This window comes from Streptomyces sp. NBC_00466 (assembly GCF_041433995.1).
Taxonomy (GTDB): Bacteria; Actinomycetota; Actinomycetes; order Streptomycetales; family Streptomycetaceae; genus Streptomyces.
Genome location: NZ_CP107896.1, coordinates 4,917,208 through 4,936,794, shown reverse-complemented (window position 1 = coordinate 4,936,794; position 19,587 = coordinate 4,917,208). Strand labels below are relative to the sequence as shown.

The window sequence follows — 19,587 nt, the reverse complement described above, 5'->3', positions numbered from 1 at the left end:
GGCTCCGCGGAACGGGCGCCCCTCCCCCGGTGGTTCACCAGCGGGGCAGCACCGGGGACGTCCAGTCCTCGTAGCCCTTCGCCTTGCGCATCGCGGTGACGTCGTCACGGTCGCGCATGGTGCCGTCGTCCTCGGTCCAGCGCCGGTGCAGCGCGGCGAGCTTGTCCCGGTCGAGTTCGACACCGAGACCGGGGGCTTCGGAGACCGGCAGGGCGCCGTCGGTGAAGACATGGCGGGTGGTGATCACGTCGTCGGTCTGCCACGGGTAGTGGCTGTCGCAGGCGTAGTCCAGGTTGGGCACGGTGGCCGCGACATGGGTCATCGCGGCGAGGCTGATGCCCATGTGGGTGTTGGAGTGCATGGAGAGACCCACGCCGAACGTCCGGCAGATCGCGGCCAGTTCACGGGTGGCGTGCAGTCCGCCCCAGTAGTGGTGGTCGGAGAGGACCACCTGGACCGCGTCGGTCAGGAAGGCTTCGCGGATCTCGGGGACCGTCGTCACGCACATGTTGGTGGCGAGCAGCACGTCGGTGCCCGCGGAGACCTCCGCCATGTCGGCGGTGCCGGGGGCCGGGTCCTCCAGGTATTCGAGTACGCCGGCGAGTTCGGCGGCGACCTTCAGCGAGGTCTGCGGGGTCCAGCCGCCGTTGGGGTCGAGCCGCAGTGGGTGACCCGGGAACGCCTCGGCCAGGGCCTTCACCGCGGCGATCTCCTGGTCCGGCGGGAAGACGCCGCCCTTGAGCTTGAACGAGGTGAAGCCGTAGTCGTCCACGAATCGCCGTGCCTGCGCGACGATGCCCGCCGGGTCGACGGCCTCGCCCCAGGTGTCGGACTCCCCCGCGCCGTCGGGGTGTTCGGCCCAGCGGTAGAAGAGATACGCGCTGTACTCGACCGAGTCGCGCACCTTCCCGCCGAGCAGCGTGTGCACCGGCAGGCCCCGGACCTTGCCCAGCGCGTCGAGGCAGGCCACCTCGAAGGCGGAGAAGACCGAGAGCCGGAGTTTGTCCGCGGTCTGTACGCCGCGCAGCCCGCCCACGTCGATCGCGTCATCCACCCCCGCGCCGCCGGTGCCGACTTGCTGGGCGAGTGCGGCGAGGCCGTTGAGGTCGGCGATGGACCGGCCCGGCAGCAGTTCGGCGTAGGGCCGGGCTATGTCCAGGTACTTGGTGTCGCCGTAGGTCTCGCCGATACCGCTGACCCCGCACTCCGTGACGATCTCGACGACGAGCCGCGGGGTGTAGGGCTGGTGCACGCCGTGCACATTGAGCAGCGGCGGGTCGGAGATCAGTACCGGGGTGAGCCGGACCTCGGCGATCGCCAGTTCACGTGGGGTGTTGGGGGTCATCGGGCCGCTCCTACGAGGTCGAGTCCGGCGGTGAGCAGGGTGTCCAGGGCCGCGAGGTCGTCGGGGCCGGGGTCGGTCAGAGGTGCGCGCACCGGGCCGACCCGGTGGCCGCGCAGCCGGGCGGCGGCCTTGACCAGCGAGACCGCGTATCCGGGGACCCGGTCGCGGAGTTCGACCAGCGGAACGTAGAAGTCGCGGAGCAGCGCGTCCAGGCGTGCCTGGTCGTCCGTGCGCAGTGCGGTGAAGAAGGCTCCGGCGATCTCGGGGGCGAAGGCGTGGACGGCGGAGGAGTAGGCGGGGACACCGACGGTCGCGTAGGCGCGGGCCTGGATCTCGGCGGTGGACGCGCCGTTGAAGAAGAGGAAGCCGTCCGGGGCGGCGAGGGTCAGCCGCTGGAGCCGGTCGAGGTCGCTGTGGCCGTCCTTGAGCCCGATGACGCCGGGGACGGCGGCGATGCGGCGGAGCGACGCGGCGGTGAAGGCGACCTGGCCGCGCTGGTAGGCGATGAGGGGCAGCCGGGTGCGTGCGGCGATCTGCTCCAGTTGCGCGACGAGTCCGTCCTGCGGGGCCGCCACGAGGTAGTGCGGGAGGACGAGCGCCGCGTCGGCGCCCGCCTCCTCGGCGATCCGGGCGAATCTGACGGCCTGCGCCCAGCCGTAGCCGATGCCCGCGACGACGGGTGTACGTCCGGCGGCCGCCTCGACGGTGGCGGTGACGACGCTGCGGTACTCGTCCTCGTCCAGCGAGAAGAACTCACCGGTGCCGCAGGCCGGGAAGACCGCGCCGGGGGCGGCGGCCAACTGGGTCTCCAGATAGGCCCGGTACCCGTCGGTGTCGAGGTCTCCGCCGTCGGTGAAGGCGGTCAGCGGGAAGGAGAGAACCCCGCGGGCCATGCCTTCCCTGAGCCGCGCCACTGTCCCGGCCACCTGCGCCGACCGCGGACCGGTTCCCGTATCCGTCCCTGCACCGGGCGCTGTGTTGGTCCCAGCGTTGGCCCCCGTGTTGGTCCCCGCATCCATTCATGTCTCCGTATGTAGATGGCGTCCATGCATGAAAATGGACAGTAGATACATGAACGAGAGGCGTCAAGGGTTCCGACCGGCCCCGCACCACCCGCCGCTCCGCGGGGCCCTAGGCTCTGGGCATGCCGGAGACCGGAGGCGTACGCGAGGTGAAGTCGGCGGGCCGCACCGTCGAGCTGCTGGAGGTGCTCGCCGCGCGCGGCGACCGGCCCGCCCGGCTGCGGGAACTCGCCGACGAGCTCGGCGTCCCCCGCAGCTCCATGTACGCGCTGCTGCAGACGCTGACCGACCGCGGCTGGGTCCGCACCGACGCGACGGGATCGCTGTACGGCATCGGCATCCGGGCCCTGCTCACCGGCACCAGCTATCTCGACACGGATGCCCGGGTGCGGGCGGTGAAGCCGTATCTCGACAAGGCGTCCACCGCGCTGGGGGAGACCGTCCACCTGGGGCGGTTCGACCGCGGCGACGTGGTCTATCTCGCCACCCGCGAGTCGCACGAGTATCTGCGCACCCTCAGCCGCGTCGGCCGCAGGCTGCCCGCCCACGTCAGCTCACTGGGCAAGGCGCTGCTCGCCGAGCGAGCCGCCGACGGGCCGGACGGGCTGCCCGTCGGCGAACTGGAACGGCTGACCCCGAACACCCTGGCCGACCGGGCCGCCCTCGACGCCGATCTGGCACTGGTGCGCGAGCGGGGCTACGCGGTCGACCGGGAGGAGGGCGTCACCGGCATCGTCGGCTTCGGCTTCGCGCTGCGGTACGACACGCCCGCGGTGGACGCCGTCAGCTGCTCGGTTCCGGTGACCCGGCTGACCGCCGGGCACGAGCGCCGGATCATCGCGACGATGCGCGAGGTACGGGCCGAGATCGAGGCCGCGGCGCACACGCTGCCCGGTGCACCCGACTGGATCTGAGTAAAAAAACCTCACTGTTGCCCGCGCCTGCGTGACTATAAACCGAAGGTGTTATAGATCACAGAGTGGCGGCTTTTCGTTGGCTCCGCGTGGTTGATACAAATTGGCCGCGCGCTCCTGTCAATGACACGACGCCCACTTCCCCCCACTCTTCTGCCTGGTCACAGGCATGTCTCTGTCAGGAACGCCCGTGTCTTCGCGCTCACGCGCCACATGGCCTCTCATCGCCGTGTTCACCGCTGGTTACCTCGCCTCGTACCTCCTGCCGACCATCGTCGGACGCCTCGGCTCCGGCCTCGGCCTCTCTCCTGCCGAAGCCGGCGTCGCCGGTTCGGTCCTCCTCCTCTGCTCGGCGGGCGCCGGTCTCGTACTGGCCTCGCACGTCGAGCGCATCGGCCCGCAGCGGGTCGCCCGCGTCGGGCTGCTGCTCGCCCTCGCCGGGTACGGCGCCGCCGCCACCACCTCGTACCTCCCCCTCGTCATCGCGGGGGCCGCCGTCGGCGGCGTGGGTTCCGGTACGGCGACGGCGGTGGCCGCGGGCGGCATCGCGGGCCTGCCCGACCCCCACCGGGCCTCGGCCACCGGACTGCTCACGGTGTCGGCGACAGCCGGCGCCCTCTACCTCGTACTGCCGCAGCTCGGCGGCGGCCACCGGGCGCCGTTCGCCGCCATCGCGCTGGTCGCCGCTCTCGTCTGGCCGGCGACCGGCCGGCTCGGCAGGATCCGCCCGCACCAGCCCGCCACCGGGGCCGGGCGCGGCCGGATCCCTCATCTGGGCTCGGGCTCGGTGCTGGCCGGAGCGATGGTCTGCTGGGCCATGGCCCAGAACTCGCTCTGGGGCGTCAGCAGCCGGATCGGCCAGGATCAGGCGGGGCTGTCCGAGGTGGCGGTCGGCGCGATCTTCGCGGTGTCGCTGGGCGCCGGACTGATCGGCGTCGCGGGGGCCGGGGCGCTCGGCTCGCGGCTCGGCAGGGCACTGCCGATCGGCGGCGGCACGGTGATCATCTCGGCGTGTATCGCGCTGAGTTCATCGGCGAGCGGGCTCGGCTCGTTCGCGTCGGGCGAGATCCTCTGGAACACCTTCTACCCGGTGGTGCTGTCCTATCTGATCGGTCTGGCCGCCTCGCTGGATCCGCGCGGCCGCTGGGCCGTCCTGGTCGGCTCGGCGTCGTCGATCGGCGTGGCCTGCGGCCCGGTGGCGGGCAGTCTGCTCTCCGCGCGGACCGGTTTCCCGCTGATGGGGGCGGTGTTGTGCGCAGTGCTCCTGCTGCTGGCGGTCCCGCTGACCGCGGTGGCGCTGCACACATCGGGCCGCCCCCTGATGCCGGGTGCGGTACGCCGCAGGGGCGGCGCCCCTGCGGCCGTCGTCGCGGGCACCCTGGGCGCGGTGGCGCCCGGCGTCCCGCAGCTCGGCGCGCCCGAACTCACCGTCACCGAGATCGCCCTGGAACCGGAGCCGGTACCCCGCCGCAAGTACCGGCTCACCGGGGGCGTTCAGCCCAGATCGAGGTCCGCGTCGAAGTCGTACGCGTCCACCTCTGCCAAGTAGCGTGCCCTGCGCTCCTCGTCGTGGTCCAGGAAGGCGGCGAGGAAGGAGTTGCGGGCCAGTGTCCGCAGCTCCTCGTGCCCGAGGCCGAGCGCCTCGTGCACGGCGTGGAAGGTGTCGCCCGCGTAGCCCCCGAAGTACGCGGGGTCGTCGGAGTTGACGGTGCAGAGCAGCCCGGCGGCCATCATCTGCGGCAGCGGGTGCTGCTCCAGGGTGTCAACGGCCCGCAGCCGTACGTTCGACAGCGGGCAGAGCGTCAGCGGCACCCGGTCCCTGACCAGCCGCTCCACCAGCTCCGGGTCCTCCATCGAGCGCAGCCCGTGGTCGATCCGCTCCACCCCGAGGATGTCCAGGGCCTCGCGCACATAGGTGGCGGGGCCCTCCTCACCCGCGTGCGCGACCTTGCGCAGCCCCAGTTCGCCGGCCGCCGCGTACACCTCGCGGAACTTCGACGGCGGGTTCCCGACCTCGGCCGAGTCGAGGCCGACCGCCGCGATCCGGTGCAGATGCGGCTTGGCCGCCTCCAGGGTGCGGATCGCCGAGTCGGCCGACTCGTCGCGCAGGAAGCACATGATCAGCTGCGTGGAGATGCCGTGCCGCTCCTCGCTGCGCCCGAGCGCCCGCGAGATGCCCTCGATGACGGTACCGATCGGCACGCCGCGCGCCGAGTGCGCCTGCGGGTCGAAGAAGATCTCGGCATGGCGCACGCCCTGCGCGGCGGCGCGCGCGAGGTAGGCCTCGGTGAGCTCCTCGAAGTCCTCCTCGGTGCGCAGCACGGCCATCAGCCCGTAGTACAGGTCGAGGAACGACTGGAGATCGCTGAAGAGATACGCCTTGCGCAGCGCTTCGGTGTCCGTGTACGGCAGCTCGATGCCGTTGCGCGCGGCGAGCGCGAAGGCCAGTTCGGGTTCGAGGGTGCCTTCGATGTGGAGGTGGAGTTCGGCCTTGGGGAGGTGGTGCATCGGGGTCTCGCTCAGGTCGGTGGTGTGGGTGGGGATGTGGGGGCTGTTCTCATTTTGGGGGCGGGCCTGCGGTCAGGCGGTGGGGTGCCGGGTGGGGACCGGGACGCGCATCAGGTCGTCGGCGACGGTGAGTTCACCCTCGAAGCCCGCGGCGCGCGCCTGTCTGCCGAACTCCGCGGAGTCGGGGTACCGCTGCGAGAAGTGCGTCAGGACGAGGTGCCGTACGCCCGCGTCGCGCGCGGCACGGCCCGCCTGTCCGGCGGTCAGATGGCCGTGGTCGGCCGCCAGCCGCGCGTCGTCGTCGAGGAAGGTCGACTCGATGACCAGCAGGTCGCAGCCGTCGGCGAGCCGGTGGACCCCGTCGCAGAGCCGGGTGTCCATGACGAAGGCGAAGCGCTGGCCGCGCCGTACCTCGCTGACCTGGTCGAGGGTGACCCCGTCGAGCACGCCCTCCCGCTGGAGCTGCCCGATGCCGGGTCCTGACACACCGTGCTCGGCAAGCTTCTCCGGGAGCATCCGGCGCCCGTCGGGCTCGGTCAGCCGGTAGCCGTACGACTCGACGGGGTGCGAGAGCCTGACCGCCTCCAGCGTGTACGCGGGTGTCCGCGCCAGGACGCCTCCGTCGCCGGTGGCCGGGGTCTGCACCAGGGCGACGGACTCGCGGTAGGCGGTGGAGTGCCGCAGCCGGTCGAAGAAGTGCTGCCCGCTCGCCGGGTAGTGCGCGGTGACCGGGTGCGGGACCTGGTCCAGGTTGATCCGCTGGATCACCCCGGCCAGGCCCAGCGAGTGGTCCCCGTGGAAGTGCGTGACGCAGATCCGGTCGATGTCGTGCGCGGCCACCCCGGCGTGCAGCATCTGCCGCTGGGTGCCCTCGCCGGGGTCGAAGAGGATGCCCTGGCCGTCCCAGCGCAGCAGATAGCCGTTGTGGTTGCGGTGCCGGGTCGGGACCTGGCTGGCGGTGCCGAGCACCACGAGTTCTCGTACGGACAACGGGACTATCCGGGCGGCCAGTTGAGTCCACGGCCGCCCAGGACATGGGCGTGCGCGTGGAAGACGGTCTGGCCGGCGCCCGACCCGGTGTTGAAGACGATCCGGTACCCGGTCCCGTCGACCTTGTCCCCGGCGGCGACCTCGGCCGCCTCGCGCAGCACGTCCGCGGCGATCTGCGGTTCGGCCGCCGCGAGGGTGGCGGCGTCCGGGTAGTGCACCTTGGGGATCACCAGAACGTGCGTGGGTGCCTGCGGGTTTATGTCACGGAAGGCGACGGTGGTGTCGGTCTCCCGGACCACGGTCGCCGGAATGTCTCCCGAGACGATCTTGCAGAACAGGCAGTCGGTCTGCGGCTCTCCCGCCATGCGCTCACTCCTCGGTCATGGTGCCGGCCGGTCGCACTGCCGGTCGGGCCGGTGTCGGTCCGTGATGGTGCCGGTCCGTGATGATCGTGTACGCGGCCATGCTAGCCGGGGGCGGTCGGTACGCCCGCGCTCCGCCCCGGGCCATGCGCCCCCGCCCGGCCGTGGGCGCATGGCGGGGGCACAGCACAGCCGTCAGCCCGGCAGGCCCGGCGGGGTCTTCGCCGGGGTCTCCTCCAGCGCGGCGAGCGCGATCCTGATCGCCTCGTCCAGCTGCGGGTCCCGGCCCGCCGCGTGGTCCTGCGGCGCCTGGACCACCTCGACGTCCGGGTCGACCCCGTGGTTCTCCACACCCCAGCCGTAACCCTCCAGCCAGAAGGCGTACTTGGGCTGGGTCACCAGGGTGCCGTCGACCAGCCGGTACCTGCTGTCGATGCCGATGACGCCGCCCCAGGTGCGGGTGCCGACCACGGGCCCGATGCCCAGGGCCTTGATCGCCGCGTTCACGATGTCGCCGTCCGAGCCGGAGAACTCGTTGGCGACGGCCACCAGAGGACCGCGCGGGGCGTCCTGCGGGTAGCTGGAGGGCCGCATCCCCCGCGGCAGGTCCCAGCCCACGATGCGGCGGGCCAGCTTCTCCACCACCAGCTGCGAGGTGTGGCCGCCGCGGTTCTCCCGTACGTCCACGACCAGGCCCTCCCTGGCCACCTCGACCCGCAGGTCGCGGTGGAGCTGCGCCCAGCCCGAGCCGACCATGTCGGGGACGTGCAGATAGCCGAGACGGCCGCCGGACCGCTCATGGACGTAGCTCCGGCGGTCGGCCACCCACGCGTGGTAGCGCAGCGCCTCCTCGTCACCGGTCGGCACGACCACGACATGGCGCGGATCGCCCCCGTCGGCGGGCGAGACGGTGAGCTCGACGGGCTTGCCCGCCGAGCCGGTGAGCAGCGGCGCGGGCCCGGTGAGCGGGTCGACCGCCTGGCCGTCGACGGCCAGGACGGTGTCCCCCGCGCGGACGGCCACGCCCGGCGCGGCGAGCGGGGAGCGCGCCGCGGGGTCGGACGTCTCCGAGGGCAGAACCCGGTCGATGCGCCAACTGCCCTCTTCCGTACGGGAGATGTCGGCGCCGAGCAGCCCCTGCCGGGTGGCGTCGTCGCGCCAGCCGCCCGGCGGCGTCACATAGGCGTGCGAGGTGCCCAGCTCGCCCTGCACCTCCCAGAGCAGGTCCACCAGGTCGTCATGGGTGGCGACGCGGGCGAGCACCGGCCGGTAGCGGTCCAGGACCCCGTCCCAGTCGACGCCGGACATGTCGGGGCGCCAGAAGTTGTCCCGCATGATGCGGCCGGCCTCGTCGTACATCTGCCGCCACTCGGCGGCCGGGTCGAGGGTCCGGCGGATCCGGGAGAGGTCGACGGAGATGTTGCTGTCGGTGTCCTCGTCCGCGTCGGGTTTGGCCACCCGGCTGTCCGACGGGACGACGCGCAGTTTGCCGTCCCGGTGCAGTACGAGCCGCTTGCCGTCGCCGCTGACCTCGAAGTGGTCGACGTCCGGGGCAATTTCCTCGTCGCGCAGCTTGTCCAGGTCGTACCGCTCGAGGACGGTGTGCGGCCAGGGCGCGTCGGGAGTGGCCCCGGACGTGCCGAGGACCCCGCGCAGCGGGTGGCGCAGCCAGAGCAGCCCGTCCCTGGCGGCGCGCAGCGTCGAGTAGCTGCCGGCCTCGACGGGCAGCGGCACGATCCGGTCGGCGAGACCATCGAGGTCGATACGGGTCACGGGCAGCGCCGTGGGTGCGTCGTGCTCGTCGGCGTCCTTGTCCCGCTCGGTCGCGCGGCCGTGCCGCTGCGGTCCGAACGGCGACGGTGTGGTCGCGGCGAGTGTCAGCAGGTGGGGACGGCAGCTGCCGATGAACGCCAGGTCGAAGACGTGCGCGTCGTAGATCGGGTCGAAGGCGCGCTCGGAGAGGAAGGCGAGGTGCTTGCCGTCGGTGGTGAAGGCCGGGTCGAAGTCCCGGAAGCGCAGCGGGGTCGCCTCGGCGACGGAGAGGTCGGCCAGGTGCGCGAGCTTGAGCTGGCGCAGCGGCTCGGGGCCGGGGTGCGACCAGGCCAGCCAGGAGGAGTCGGGCGAGAAGACCAGGCCCGAGACGTCGCCGTCCTCGCTGCGGTCCACCTCGTGCACATCGCCGGACTCGCGCTCGACGACCAGCACCCGCCCGTCGTGCGCGGCGACGGCGAACCGGCTGCCGTCCGGGGCCGCTGCGAGCCCGAGCACCCGGCCGATGCGGCCCTGGGCGAGGCGGCGCGGGGCGGCCGCCGGGGCGGCGCCGGTCGCGGGCGCGCACTCCAGGGCGTCCTCGCCCTCCGCGTCGGTGACCCAGACGACCTGCTCGGCGCCGTCGGCCCGGAAGGTGCGGGGCAGCCTCGCCCGTACCCCCGGCTCGGCGGCCAGTGCGCGGACCGGGCCCTCCCGGTGGGTGACCCAGTGCACGGCGCCGCGTGACTCGACGGCGCTGCCCCGGCCCGTACGGTCCGGGGACGCCGTGCCGATGTGGTGCCCGGCGCGCACCGAGTGGGGCTGGAGGTCGACGCGCTGGCCGCCGAGCCGGACGTCGATCCGGCGGGGCTCGGCGCCTTCGAGGTCGTCGACGATCCACAGCTCACCGGCCGCCATGTGGACGACACGGGTGCCGTCGGTGGCCGCGTGGCGTGCGTAGAACCCGTCGGTCGCGGTGTGCCTGCGCAGCTCCGAGCCGTCCGGGAGCGAGGAGTAGAGCGCCCCGACACCTTCGTGGTCGGAGAGGAAGGCCACCCGGTCGCCCACCCACAGCGGGCACTCGATGTTCCCGTCGAGGTCCGCGTGCAGCCGTACGAAGTCGCCGCCGGTCTCACCGGTCCACAGCTTGCCCGCGGTGCCGCCCCGGTACCGCTTCCAGCCGGCGGCCTCGCGGCCCATCGTCGCCGAGAGGAGCAGTACCCGTTGGTCCGGCCCGTACGCGAGGGAGCCCACCGGTCCGTACGGCAGGGTCCGCGCCGGGCCGCCGTCGACCGGAACGGCCCGCGCCCAGCTGCGCCGCAGCGAGCTCTGGCCGTGGGTGCTGATGGCGAGCACCTCGCCGTCCGGGGTCCAGCCCCGGACGGACGTCCGTGCGTCGCCCCAGTACGTCAGACGCCTGGAGGGGCCTCCTTCGGTGGGGGCGAGATGCACTTCGGGCGCCCCGTCCCGGGTGGAGGTCCAGGCGACCCAGCGGCCGTCGGGAGATATCCGGGGATGGTTGACGGGGCTGTTGTCGGCGCTGACCCGCCAGGCACGGCCGCCGTCGAGCGGGGCCATCCAGACGTCGTCCTCTGCGGTGAAAGCGATCAGATCGCCCTGGACATGCGGAAACCGGAGATAGGAAGGCTGGTTCACAAGGATCACCCTATGGCGTGGCCGAGTCCGGCGAGCCTGAGTTGTCCGTACTCCCTGTGCGCCAGCGGCAGCCGGTAGGTCCCGCCGCCACGGGCGAGCACCACCGACGAGCTCACCAGGGACGCGAGCGAGGATCCGTCGGGAAAGACCGTACGGACCTGCTCGGCGGTGAACTCACCGGTGAACGCCGACAGCCGTGCCCAGAGCAGCCGTTCGGCCCTGCTGCACAGCTCGTGGCTCCACTCGACGGCCTCCAGGAGTGTGCGGTGCCTGGCAGGGTCGCCGGGGCCGTCGGTGAGGACGGTGAACCGCCCGCCGGGCGCGCAGAGCGATCCGTGCAGCTGCTGCGCGGTCATCAGCCGCAGGCTCCGGGCGGCGAGCAGGGCGGAGAGCGGATCGCCGTCGAGCCGGCCGGCCAGTTGCCCGGCCCAGTAGTCGGGCAACTCGACACCGTACGAGGCGGCTTGTTCCTGGAGCAGCCCGGCGGTCCGTTCGCGGGGCAGCGGCGGGACCTCCACCAGGTGTTCGCCCGGCAGGCCGAGCGGTTTGCGGCTGGTGGTCAGGATCCGGAGCCCGGGACAGCTGTCGTGCAGCCGGCCGACGAGGTAGGCGCAGCCCGTCAGCACGTGTTCGCAGGTGTCCAGGACGAGCAGTCCCCGGCTGTGGGTGAGCAGGTCGAGCACCGCGCGTACCGGGTCGGTGCCGGGTGCGGGCGCGGTGTGCAGCGCGGTGGCCACCATGTACGGGACGAGCGCCGCGTCCGGACAGCCGGAGAGGTCGACCCGGTGCACGGGCGTGCCGGTGCACGGGGGTTCCTCGCCGAGTCTGGCGGCCAGCCGTGACTTGCCGATGCCGCCGGGGCCTGTGAGGGTCACGAGGCGGGTGGCGGCAAGGCGTTCGGCGAGCGCGCCGGGCTCCGGCTCGGGGAGGGCGTCCGGTTCGGGTAGGGCAGCCATGGACCCACTCTGACCGGCGACGGCCCGCCGCGCGCGGGCCCGGGGCGAAGATCCGTACACCTAAATCCATGGATGGGGTACCTAGGCGGGATACCTAGGGATTCATTCGGATCGGGCCGGGATGTCCACTGGTTCGCGGGTTCATGGCTTCTGGTTCGCGGGTTCAGGACTTCGTAGGTTCATGGCTTCGCGGGTTCATGGCTTCGCGGGTTCGCTACTTGCCCGGGTACTGCGTCACGGTGGCGGTCACCGTCACGGTCGCCGTCGGCTGCGCGCCGCCGCTGCCGCCGCTGCCGCCGCCGATGCCCGGAGCGGGGGCGGTGGTGGCGTCCGGGGGCGGGGCGGCGCAGTTGCCCAGCAGCGTGGCGGTGAAGGCCAGTTCCCCGCCGACCGTGCTCCTCAGATTGCCCCGTACGCACCGTCCGTCGACGGTCCTGGTCACCCGGCCCTTGACGGTGATGTCCTTCTTGTCCTTGGTCCTGCCCTGGCAGTCGACCTGTGCCACGTCACGCGGGGCGGCGGAGGGCGCGGGCGAGGTGGCGGCCGCGGCATCGGCCGTACAGGTCAGCCAGTCGACGCCGACGCCGTGGTGCTCCAGGGCGCTGGTGGCGGTGCGGTCGGTGGTGTAGGCGACGGACGCGGTGTTCACCCCGTCGACCGGATCACAGGCCACGACGCCCGCAACTGCCGTGCAGACAGCGCCGATCGCAGCGAGAACCGACCGGTACCGTACGCGCCTCGATACGCGTCTCAATGCCCCCATACTGGGCAGGATCCCACTGAAGGGCACCGATGTGCAGCCTCTTCGCGCCCACTTCACTCTCGCGGGTGGCACACCGGGGCAGCAGGAGACGGAATCGGGGCCAGGCGGGACAGGATGACGGGCCGGCTCAGCCCCAGCGCCCCGTCCGGGCCAGCAGCAGCGCTCCCGCGGCCGTCCCCGCCGTGGAGGTGCGCAGCACACTGCGCCCCAGCCGGTACACCCCGGCCCCGGCGGCCGTGAACGCCGCGAGCTCCTCCGGCGACACTCCCCCTTCGGGTCCGACGACCAGCACGATGTCGCCCCGCGCGGGGAGTTCGGCCGCCGCCAGTGGCTCGCTGCCGTACTCCTGGTCCTCGTGCAGCACCCCGGCCAGGTCCGCGTCCGCGAGAAGCGCGGCGACCTGCTTGGTGCTCATCGCATCGGTGATCTCGGGGAAGCGGGTCCGCCGGGACTGCTTGCCCGACTCGCGTGCCGTACTGCGCCACTTCGCCAGGGACTTGGCGCCCCGGTCGCCGCGCCACTGGGTGATACAGCGCGACGCCTGCCACGGCACGATCACATCGACGCCGGTCTCCGTCATGGTCTCGACGGCGACCTCGCCGCGGTCGCCCTTGGGCAGCGCCTGGACGACGGTGATCCGGGGCACGGGCGGCGGATCACCGGCGCACGCGTCCACCCGGACCTCCAGCCGGTCCTTGCCCTCGGCCGCCAGGACCACGCACCGCGCCCAGCGGCCGGCGCCGTCGGTCAGTACGACGTCCTCGCCCGCCCGCAGCCGCTTCACGGACACCGCGTGCCGGCCCTCGGGACCGTCCAGGACGAAGCTGCTGCCGGGGGTCGCCGCGTCCAGGCCGCCGGCGTCGACGACGAAGACCGGGGCCGTCATGACGCACCGCCTTCGGCCAACAGCGCGCGGGCCGAGCCCAGTTCGGCGACCAGCACCTCGATCAGCTGGCCGGCGGGCAGCTCACGGGCGAGCCGGTGGCCCTGGCCGGCCCAGAGCGCCATGCCCTGGGCGTCGCCCACCCCGGCGGCGGCTTTGCGCAGTCCGGCCGTGAGGTAGTGCACCTGCGGATAGGCGGCGGGGGCGTACGGTCCGTGCTCGCGCATGAACCGGTTGACGAGGCCGCGCGCCGGGCGCCCGCTGAACGCGCGGGTGAGGTCCGTGCGGACGAAGAGCGGGTTGGTCAGGGCCTGCTTGTGCAGCCTGTTCGCCCCGGACTCCGGGCACACCAGGAAGGCCGTACCGAGCTGCGCCGCCTCCGCGCCCGCCGCGAGGACCGCCGCGATCTGCGAGCCGCGCATCAGCCCGCCGGCCGCGAGGACCGGCAGCTGCACGGTCTCCCGTACCTGCGTGATGAGCGACAGCACGCCGATGCCCGTGCCGTCGTTCTGCGGGTCGTCGCGGTGTGTGCCCTGGTGGCCGCCCGCCTCGATGCCCTGCACACAGACCGCGTCGGCGCCGCACCACTGGGCGGTCTGCGCCTCCTCGGCGGTGGTGACGGTGACGATGGTGAAGGTGTCGACCCGGTCGAAGGCGTCGAGCACATCGCGGGAGGGACAGCCGAAGGTGAAGGAGACCACCGGGACGGGGTCGTCGAGCAGGACGGCGAGTTTGGCCTCGTACCCGTCGTCCGAGCTGCCGTGGACGTCGCCGAGGGGCGTCTCGTACCAGGTGGACTCACCTGCGAGCTGGTGGCTGTAGACCTCGACGGCGGCCGGATCGGGGTGTTCGGACTGCGGCATGAACAGGTTCACACCGAAGGGCAGGGAGGTCAGCCCGCGCAGCTGCTTGATCTCCTCGTACATGCCGTCCGCGGTCTTGTACCCGGCGGCGAGGAACCCGAGGCCACCGGCCTCGGAGACGGCTGCGGCGAGCTGCGGGCCCGAAGCACCGCCCGCCATGGGTGCCTGCACGATCGGATATCGGCAGAGATCGGCGAGTACGGAGGACATGACCGCATCGTGCCATGTCCTCCGCACCGCACCGAATCGGCGCCGGGCAGCGGTCCGGTGAGTGCGTTCCCTGGGGGGAAGCACCGCCCTGGGCTACCGCCCGTTGAACGCATCCTTCGGCCGCGAGAACAGCCCCTGCTGACCGGGCTGACTGCATCCACCCGGGGGACGACCCCCGGCCCCCAGCAGAAAGGCACCCGCTACCGCCCGTTGAACGCGTCCTTCAGCCGCGAGAACAGCCCCTGCTGACCGGGCTGGAACTGGCCGGTCGGGCGTTCCTCGCCGCGCATTTTGGCGAACTCCCGCAGCAGTCGCTCCTGTTCGGCGTCCATCTTCGTCGGGGTGAGCACCTCGACATGCACGATCAGGTCACCGCGGCCGCCGCCGCGCAGATGCGTGATGCCGCGCTGGTGCATCGGGATCGACTGGCCGGACTGCGTGCCCGGCCGGATGTCGACCTCCTCCAGCGCGTCCAGTGTCTCCAGCGGCACCTTCGTACCGAGTGCGGCCGCCGTCATGGGAACCGTCACCGTGCAGTGCAGATCGTCGCCGCGCCGCTGGAAGACCGCGTGCGGCAGCTCGTGGATCTCGACGTACAGGTCGCCGGCGGGGCCGCCGCCCGGGCCGACCTCGCCCTCGCCCGCGAGCTGGATGCGGGTGCCGTTGTCGACACCGGCCGGGATCTTCACCGTCAGCGTGCGGCGGGAGCGGATGCGCCCGTCGCCCGCGCACTCGGGGCACGGGGTCGGCACGACCGTACCGAAGCCCTGGCACTGCGGGCACGGCCGCGAGGTCATGACCTGGCCCAGGAAGGACCGGGTGACCTGCGAGACCTCACCGCGGCCGCGGCACATGTCGCAGGTCTGGGCCGAGGTGCCGGGGGCCGCTCCCTCGCCGCTGCAGGTCGTACAGACCACAGCGGTGTCGACCTGGATGTCCTTCGTGGTGCCGAAGGCCGACTCGTTGAGGTCGATCTCCAGCCGGATCATCGCGTCCTGGCCGCGCCGCGTACGCGACCTCGGCCCGCGCTGGGACGCCGTACCGAAGAAGGCGTCCATGATGTCCGAGAAGTTGCCGAAGCCGCCCTGGCCGAAGCCGCCGGCTCCGCCGCCGCCCGCCTGCGAGAGCGGGTCGCCGCCGAGGTCGTAGACCTGCTTCTTCTGCGGGTCCGACAACACCTCGTAGGCGGCGTTGATCTCCTTGAAGCGTTCCTGCGTCTTGGGATCGGGATTGACGTCCGGGTGGAGCTCGCGCGCCAATCGCCGGAATGCCTTCTTGATCTCGTCCTGGGAAGCGTCGCGGCGCACGCCGAGAACGGCGTAATAGTCCGTGGCCACTTACGACTCCGCCAGGATCTGTCCGACGTAACGTGCCACTGCGCGTACCGCTCCCATCGTTCCGGGGTAGTCCATGCGGGTCGGTCCGACCACGCCGAGTTTGGCGACTGCCTCGTCGCCCGAACCGTAGCCGACGGCGACGACCGATGTGGACGTCAGGCCCTCGTGGGCATTCTCATGCCCGATGCGTACGGTCATGCCCGAGTCCTCACCGAGCAGCTTGAGCAGCACGACCTGCTCCTCAAGCGCTTCCAGCACCGGCCTGATGGTCAGTGGGAAGTCATGTCCGAATCGCGTCAGATTGGCGGTTCCGCCGATCATCAGCCGTTCTTCGGTCTCCTCGACCAGCGTTTCCAGCAAGGTCGCGAGCACCGTGGAAACCGTACCCCGGTCTTCCTGCTCGAAGGACTCGGGAAGGTCCTGCACCAATTGTGGTACGTCCGCGAAGCGGCGCCCCACCACCCGGCTGTTGAGCCGGGCACGGAGGTCGGCGAGAGATGTCTCACCGAACGGCGCCGGGCAGTCGATCATGCGCTGCTCGACCCGTCCGGTGTCCGTGATCAGCACGAGCATCAGCCGGGCCGGGGCCAGCGCCAGCAGCTCCACGTGCCGCACCGTGGAACGGGTCAGCGACGGGTACTGCACCACGGCGACCTGCCGGGTGAGCTGGGCGAGGAGCCGCACGGTGCGGCCCACCACGTCGTCGAGGTCGACGGCGCCGTCCATGAAGTTCTGGATGGCGCGCCGCTCGGGCGACGAGAGGGGCTTGACGCCCGCGAGCCGGTCGACGAACAGCCGGTAGCCCTTGTCGGTGGGGATGCGGCCCGCGCTCGTGTGCGGCTGGGCGATGAAACCCTCGTCCTCCAGGGCCGCCATGTCGTTGCGGACGGTGGCCGGTGACACACCGAGCCGGTGCCGCTCGGTGAGCGCCTTGGAGCCGACCGGCTCCTCGGTGCCCACATAGTCCTGGACGATGGCGCGCAACACTTCGAGTCTGCGTTCGCTGAGCACCCGCGCACACCTCCAGCTGTCGATCCGGGCCTGCCTGGCACTCGGAATGTTCGAGTGCCAGCAGCGTCCCAGTGTACGGCGGAGAGGTTCACCGCTGGCAAGGGCGGCCCGTCGCGCGGTCGCGCCGGTGTCCGCCGACCGGGATAGCGTCGCTGTATGGACGCCACTTGGGAAGACTCCGGCTGGGAACACCTGGCGGCGGGCGTGGGCCGGTGCCGTCTCCCCCGCTGGGACGCGACGGCCGGGCTCGTGGCGGGCCGGTACGGTGCGCTGCTCTTCGACACGGGGGCGACGCTGCGCGAGGGCCGGGAGATCCGGATGCGCGCGGAGGCGGTGCTGGGCCGCCGGGTGACGCACATCGCGCTGAGCCACCCGCACTTCGACCATGTGCTGGGCACCGCCGTGTTCGCGGGTGTCCAGGTCTACGGAGCGGTGGGCGCGGAGGCGCTGCTCACCCGGGGCTCGCGCGGCGCCGACGCGCTGCGCCAGGACGCGGTGCGCCACGGCGTCCCGGCGGCGGAGGCCGCCGACGCGGTGGCCCATCTGGTCGCTCCGCACCATCCGGTCTCCGGGGAGCTGACCCTTGACCTGGGCGGCCGCCGGGTCACCCTGGTGAACTGCGGCCCCGGGCACACCGGCCACGACCTGGCGCTGCTCGTCCCGGGCGGGCAGGAGGCCGGCCCCGGGGACGGCGCGGGCGACCGCGACGTCGTCTTCTGCGGCGACCTGGTCGAGGAGTCGGGCGAGCCGCAGGCGGGCCCGGACGCGATGCCCGCCCGCTGGCCCGCGGCGCTGGACCGGCTGCTGGCACTGGGCGGTGAGGACGCGCTGTACGTACCGGGGCACGGGGCCGTGGTCGACGCCGCGTTCGTCCGCGCTCAGCGTGATGTGCTGGCAGCGCGCTCCGGGGTGTCGTAGCGTCTGCGGAATGCGCAGCTACAGCCCCGACTTCACGCCGCCGTGGAAGAAGCAGACGCCCGCCCGCGAGGTCGCGGCCGAGCCCGATCTGGTGGTCGAGGAGATCGCCACCGGGTTCTGCGGTGCGGTGATCCGCTGTGAGAAGACGGCCGAGGGGCCGACGGTCACGCTGGAGGACCGCTTCGGCAAGCACCGGGTGTTCCCGATGGGTCCGCGCGGCTTCCTGCTGGAGGGGCGTCCGGTCACTCTCGTACGCCCCGCGGCGGCGCCCCAGCGCACCAACCGGACGGCATCCGGTTCGCTGGCGGTGCCCGGTGCGCGGGCCCGGGTCGCGCGGGCCGGGCGGCTCTACGTCGAGGGGCGGCACGACGCGGAGCTGGTCGAGCGGGTGTGGGGCGACGACCTGCGGATCGAGGGCGTCGTCGTCGAGTATCTGGGGGGCATCGACGATCTGCCCGCGATCGTCGCGGAGTTCGGCCCGGCGGCGGACGCGCGGCTCGGGGTGCTGGTCGACCACCTGGTCCCGGGCTCGAAGGAGTCCCGTATCGCGGCGGAGGTCTCCAGCGACCACGCGCTGGTGGTGGGGCACCCCTACATCGACGTCTGGGAGGCCGTGAAGCCGTCGTCGGTGGGCATCGCCGGGTGGCCGGCCGTACCGCGCGGGCAGGACTGGAAGACGGGTGTGTGCCGGGCGCTGGGCTGGCCGGAGAACACCGGTGCCGCCTGGCAGCGGATCCTGTCGGGGGTGCGCTCCTACCGGGACCTGGAGCCCGCGCTGCTGGGCCGGGTCGAGGAACTGATCGACTTCGTGACGGCGCCGGAAGATTCAAGCCCCTCCGGCGTTTGAGGAGCGGGGTCCGGGGCGGAGCCCCGTGCGGCCGGCGCCGCCTCAGTCCACCAGATCCCGCACCACCGCATCGGCCAGCAGCCGCCCCCGCAGGGTGAGCACCGCCCGCCCCGCCTCGTACGCCGCCGCATCGAGCAGCCCGTCCGACAGGGCGCGCCGGGACGCGGCCAGGCCCGCCGGGGCCAGGATGGAGAGCGGGCAGCCGTCGCGGAGGCGCAGTTCCAGCAGGATGCGTTCCACCCGGCGGTCCTCCGCGGGCAGGATCTCCCGGCCCGCACCGGGTGACTTCCCGGCCGCCAGGGCCGCCGCGTACGCGCCGGGGTGCTTCACGTTCCACCAGCGCACGCCGCCGATGTGGCTGTGCGCGCCGGGGCCCGCGCCCCACCAGTCCGCGCCGCGCCAGTAGAGCTCGTTGTGCAGGCAGCGGCCCGCGTCGGTGGTGGACCAGTTGGAGACCTCGTACCAGGAGAACCCCGCGTCGGCCAGGACCGAGTCCGCGATCAGATAGCGGTCCGCGTGCTCGTCGTCGTCCGTCATCGGCACCTCGCCGCGCCGGATCCGGCGGGCCAGCTGGGTGCCCTCCTCGACGATGAGCGCGTACGCGGAGATGTGGTCGGGACCGGCGCCGACCGCCGCCGAGAGCGAGGCCCGCCAGTCGTCGTCGGACTCGCCTGGCGTGCCGTAGATCAGGTCCAGATTGACGTGCTCGAAGCCCGCGGCGCGCGCCTCGGCGACGCACGCCTCGGGCCTGCCCGGGGTGTGGGTGCGGTCGAGGATCCTCAGGACGTGCTGCCGCGCGCTCTGCATCCCGAACGAGATCCGGTTGAAGCCTCCGGCCCGCAGCGTGGCCAGATACTCCGGGCCGACGGACTCGGGGTTGGCCTCGGTGGTGATCTCGGCGCCGTCGGCGAGACCGAACTCGTCCCGGACCGCCGCGAGCATCCGCACCAGGTCCGCCGCGTCGAGCAGGGTCGGTGTGCCGCCGCCGACGAACACCGTGCTCACCGGGCGCGGGTCGTCGCCGAGCACCTTGCGGGCCAGCCTGATCTCCTCGGTGAGGGTCGACGCGTAGTTGTCCTGCGAAGCCAGCACACCGCCCGAGCCGCGCAGCTCGGTCGCGGTGTAGGTGTTGAAGTCGCAGTACCCGCAGCGCGTCGCGCAGTAGGGCACGTGCAGATAGAACCCGAGCGGCCGCTCACCCGCGCCCTCCAGGGCATGACCGGGCAGCGCCCCGTCATCGGGCATGGGCTCAC

At 72.5% G+C, this 19,587-nt stretch carries 17 protein-coding genes; 4 read left to right on the top strand and 13 right to left on the bottom strand.

The features are described 5' to 3' along the window. Positions 1-34: 34 nt before the first annotated feature. The gene (locus tag OG210_RS22145) at positions 35-1,345 is read right to left on the bottom strand and encodes a glucarate dehydratase family protein (RefSeq protein WP_328326430.1); all 1,311 of its coding nucleotides are present in this window, start codon (positions 1,343-1,345) and stop codon (positions 35-37) included. Further along, the gene (locus OG210_RS22140; RefSeq protein WP_371538448.1) at positions 1,342-2,364 is read right to left on the bottom strand and encodes a 5-dehydro-4-deoxyglucarate dehydratase; all 1,023 of its coding nucleotides are present in this window, start codon (positions 2,362-2,364) and stop codon (positions 1,342-1,344) included. The genes OG210_RS22145 and OG210_RS22140 overlap by 4 nt, the downstream gene beginning before the upstream one ends. Before the next feature lie 125 nt (positions 2,365-2,489). Between OG210_RS22140 and OG210_RS22135 the strand changes: the two genes are divergently transcribed. Beyond that, on the top strand, positions 2,490-3,281 hold the full coding sequence (locus tag OG210_RS22135; protein ID WP_328326434.1) for an IclR family transcriptional regulator: 792 nt from the start codon (positions 2,490-2,492) through the stop codon (positions 3,279-3,281). Positions 3,282-3,471: 190 nt separating this feature from the next. Continuing rightward, positions 3,472-4,830, top strand: a complete 1,359-nt coding sequence (locus tag OG210_RS22130) for an MFS transporter (RefSeq protein WP_328326436.1) — start codon at positions 3,472-3,474, stop codon at positions 4,828-4,830. Here OG210_RS22130 and OG210_RS22125 read toward each other — a convergent pair. The 10 genes from OG210_RS22125 to hrcA all read right to left on the bottom strand — a co-directional run bounded on the left by OG210_RS22125 (position 4,776) and on the right by hrcA (position 16,569). Further along, positions 4,776-5,789, bottom strand: a complete 1,014-nt coding sequence (locus OG210_RS22125; RefSeq protein WP_328326438.1) for an adenosine deaminase — start codon at positions 5,787-5,789, stop codon at positions 4,776-4,778. The two genes, OG210_RS22130 and OG210_RS22125, sit on opposite strands and share 55 nt — an antisense overlap. A 72-nt stretch (positions 5,790-5,861) precedes the next feature. Continuing rightward, positions 5,862-6,779, bottom strand: a complete 918-nt coding sequence (locus tag OG210_RS22120; protein ID WP_328326440.1) for a ribonuclease Z — start codon at positions 6,777-6,779, stop codon at positions 5,862-5,864. 5 nt (positions 6,780-6,784) lie between these two features. Beyond that, the gene (locus OG210_RS22115) at positions 6,785-7,144 is read right to left on the bottom strand and encodes a histidine triad nucleotide-binding protein (protein ID WP_328326442.1); all 360 of its coding nucleotides are present in this window, start codon (positions 7,142-7,144) and stop codon (positions 6,785-6,787) included. 192 nt (positions 7,145-7,336) lie between these two features. Next, positions 7,337-10,501, bottom strand: a complete 3,165-nt coding sequence (locus OG210_RS22110; protein ID WP_371540431.1) for a S41 family peptidase — start codon at positions 10,499-10,501, stop codon at positions 7,337-7,339. 50 nt (positions 10,502-10,551) lie between these two features. Continuing rightward, on the bottom strand, positions 10,552-11,502 hold the full coding sequence (locus OG210_RS22105; RefSeq protein WP_328326446.1) for a hypothetical protein: 951 nt from the start codon (positions 11,500-11,502) through the stop codon (positions 10,552-10,554). Between the two features lie 214 nt (positions 11,503-11,716). Beyond that, positions 11,717-12,151 carry a hypothetical protein gene (locus OG210_RS22100; protein ID WP_328326448.1) on the bottom strand — a complete coding sequence of 145 codons (435 nt, stop codon included), beginning with the start codon at positions 12,149-12,151 and terminating at the stop codon, positions 11,717-11,719. A 241-nt stretch (positions 12,152-12,392) separates the two neighbouring features. Continuing rightward, a complete protein-coding gene (locus tag OG210_RS22095; protein ID WP_371538445.1) occupies positions 12,393-13,151 on the bottom strand; it encodes a 16S rRNA (uracil(1498)-N(3))-methyltransferase in 759 nt (252 codons plus the stop codon). Continuing rightward, positions 13,148-14,221, bottom strand: coding sequence for a nitronate monooxygenase (locus OG210_RS22090; RefSeq protein WP_371538443.1), 1,074 nt, complete (start codon positions 14,219-14,221; stop codon positions 13,148-13,150). Before OG210_RS22090 ends, OG210_RS22095 begins: the two co-directional genes overlap by 4 nt. Before the next feature lie 200 nt (positions 14,222-14,421). Then, positions 14,422-15,558: a molecular chaperone DnaJ gene (gene dnaJ, locus OG210_RS22085; RefSeq protein ID WP_328326454.1), complete on the bottom strand. Its 1,137-nt coding sequence runs from the start codon at positions 15,556-15,558 to the stop codon at positions 14,422-14,424. Next, positions 15,559-16,569 carry a heat-inducible transcriptional repressor HrcA gene (gene hrcA, locus OG210_RS22080; protein ID WP_164267318.1) on the bottom strand — a complete coding sequence of 337 codons (1,011 nt, stop codon included), beginning with the start codon at positions 16,567-16,569 and terminating at the stop codon, positions 15,559-15,561. A gap of 156 nt (positions 16,570-16,725) precedes the next feature. Here hrcA and OG210_RS22075 point away from each other — a divergent pair, with 156 nt between their 5' ends. Further along, positions 16,726-17,487, top strand: a complete 762-nt coding sequence (locus tag OG210_RS22075) for an MBL fold metallo-hydrolase (protein ID WP_328326456.1) — start codon at positions 16,726-16,728, stop codon at positions 17,485-17,487. A 10-nt stretch (positions 17,488-17,497) separates the two neighbouring features. Further along, entirely contained in the window at positions 17,498-18,334 is an 837-nt protein-coding gene (locus tag OG210_RS22070; protein WP_371538440.1) for a DUF3097 domain-containing protein, read from the top strand. A 42-nt stretch (positions 18,335-18,376) separates the two neighbouring features. Here OG210_RS22070 and hemW read toward each other — a convergent pair whose 3' ends face one another. Then, the gene (hemW, locus tag OG210_RS22065; RefSeq protein WP_328335419.1) at positions 18,377-19,579 is read right to left on the bottom strand and encodes a radical SAM family heme chaperone HemW; all 1,203 of its coding nucleotides are present in this window, start codon (positions 19,577-19,579) and stop codon (positions 18,377-18,379) included. Between the last annotated feature and the right edge of the window lie 8 nt (positions 19,580-19,587).

What these genes read in the sequence shown, in the direction of transcription:
- OG210_RS22115 (WP_328326442.1), bottom strand. Translation starts at nt 7,144, where the DNA reads ATGGCGGGAGAGCCGCAGACCGACTGCCTGTTCTGCAAGATCGTCTCG.
- OG210_RS22105 (WP_328326446.1), bottom strand. Translation starts at nt 11,502, where the DNA reads ATGGCTGCCCTACCCGAACCGGACGCCCTCCCCGAGCCGGAGCCCGGC.
- OG210_RS22095 (WP_371538445.1), bottom strand. Translation starts at nt 13,151, where the DNA reads ATGACGGCCCCGGTCTTCGTCGTCGACGCCGGCGGCCTGGACGCGGCG.
- OG210_RS22090 (WP_371538443.1), bottom strand. Translation starts at nt 14,221, where the DNA reads ATGTCCTCCGTACTCGCCGATCTCTGCCGATATCCGATCGTGCAGGCA.
- OG210_RS22140 (WP_371538448.1), bottom strand. Translation starts at nt 2,364, where the DNA reads ATGGATGCGGGGACCAACACGGGGGCCAACGCTGGGACCAACACAGCG.
- OG210_RS22125 (WP_328326438.1), bottom strand. Translation starts at nt 5,789, where the DNA reads ATGCACCACCTCCCCAAGGCCGAACTCCACCTCCACATCGAAGGCACC.
- hemW (WP_328335419.1), bottom strand. Translation starts at nt 19,579, where the DNA reads ATGCCCGATGACGGGGCGCTGCCCGGTCATGCCCTGGAGGGCGCGGGT.
- OG210_RS22070 (WP_371538440.1), top strand. Translation starts at nt 17,498, where the DNA reads ATGCGCAGCTACAGCCCCGACTTCACGCCGCCGTGGAAGAAGCAGACG.
- OG210_RS22145 (WP_328326430.1), bottom strand. Translation starts at nt 1,345, where the DNA reads ATGACCCCCAACACCCCACGTGAACTGGCGATCGCCGAGGTCCGGCTC.
- OG210_RS22075 (WP_328326456.1), top strand. Translation starts at nt 16,726, where the DNA reads ATGGACGCCACTTGGGAAGACTCCGGCTGGGAACACCTGGCGGCGGGC.
- OG210_RS22135 (WP_328326434.1), top strand. Translation starts at nt 2,490, where the DNA reads ATGCCGGAGACCGGAGGCGTACGCGAGGTGAAGTCGGCGGGCCGCACC.